We start from the raw sequence: 1,246 nt of genomic DNA on the forward strand, positions 1-1,246 counted from the left end.
ATATCGTTAGATCGGCGCGGCCGATGCTTGGGTGCTTTAAAACAAATTCCGGTCCCATCAATATCGCTGCGAATGGTATTTGCCCAGGAAAAGCTTGGCCCTTTGGGAATTACGAGGCCGGTGGGTTCTCGTAATTTAAATGGAACGTGAAACATCGCGTCTTTCCTTATTCACCTTATTGGACTTATTTGTATTTTTTTCCTGAGAACTGTTTGCGGCCTTTCATTACCGTGGTGGTAACAAAGTACAGCGCGCCCATTAGACTAACCGCACCGCCTACCGTAGCACCAACCCCCGCTAACCCAAACGCAGCGCCTGTAGCTGTAAGGCCGAACGCCGTAGTGTTAATTGCCCCGCGCCCAGAAACAGCGTTAAGGTGGCTGTCTTATTATTTTGGTCTTATTATTTTGCGATGAAGGCCGCGCGCAAAGCTTGGCCTTTTGGGCTATCGGGCAACAAGTTTAGTCTTTTCGTGCTCTAGTATTTTTTGTGTTTCCTCAATTGTTAAGCTGTCCCACTTTAGTTGGGGGTAGTCCGCTATTAGCGACGTGTCTTCCATACCGGCAAGGGCCGTTTTTTGCTGTGCTTGTGCTTGGGGTGAAAGGGTAAGCTGAATACTGTTGATAATGTTGTCCATTAGGTCGTGCATGGGTTGCACGCTTACTAGCTTGTCCTGCTCCTCGCGTGGTGTACCTTCGAAGCGGGCGGGGTAGAAAATTAGGCGGGCGAATAGGTTATCCGCTAATGGAAAATAGACATGATGAGTAATTGTTCTGTGCGGGGAAAAAGCTTGGGAGACTACCTCCAGCTTAACCGCGTTGACGGGTAAGAGATACAGAGGCTGCCAGTTAATCGGCGCGTTAAACTCCTGAATATAGTCACGGGTTTCATCAAGATGATGTGAGTGTAGATTTGTGAGGTTGTCTCCTACCACCTGCTCAAACGCTCTTGGGTGAAACAGCGATACATCCTTTGGGTAGTTAACTATCTTGATGAGCCGGAACGACAAATCCAAAGCTGACGCTTCGCCGGTAAACCATGGGCCATAAAACGTCCAGGAATTGTAAAAAAAATCCGCTTCTCGCCAATGGTCAACAAGCCCTCGTGCAGCTTTTTCGTCATCAAAATAGTTGCGGAACGTAAGCGTTTGCTTGGCGTTATAACAACGCTCCGGCATGATGGGTATATCGTTAGATCGGCGCGGCCGATGCTTGGGTGCTTTAAAACAAATTCCGGTCCCATCAAT

General features: G+C 48.3%; 1 protein-coding gene. It reads right to left on the reverse strand.

What is annotated here, in order from left to right; genetic code table 11:
* Positions 1–445 precede the first annotated feature (445 nt).
* The coding region (locus IDZ20_RS07930; RefSeq protein ID WP_223144934.1) for a hypothetical protein at positions 446–1,246 on the reverse strand (801 nt) is incomplete at its 5' end.

Source organism: Teredinibacter waterburyi (assembly GCF_001922985.1).
Classification (GTDB): Bacteria; Pseudomonadota; Gammaproteobacteria; order Pseudomonadales; family Cellvibrionaceae; genus Teredinibacter; species Teredinibacter waterburyi.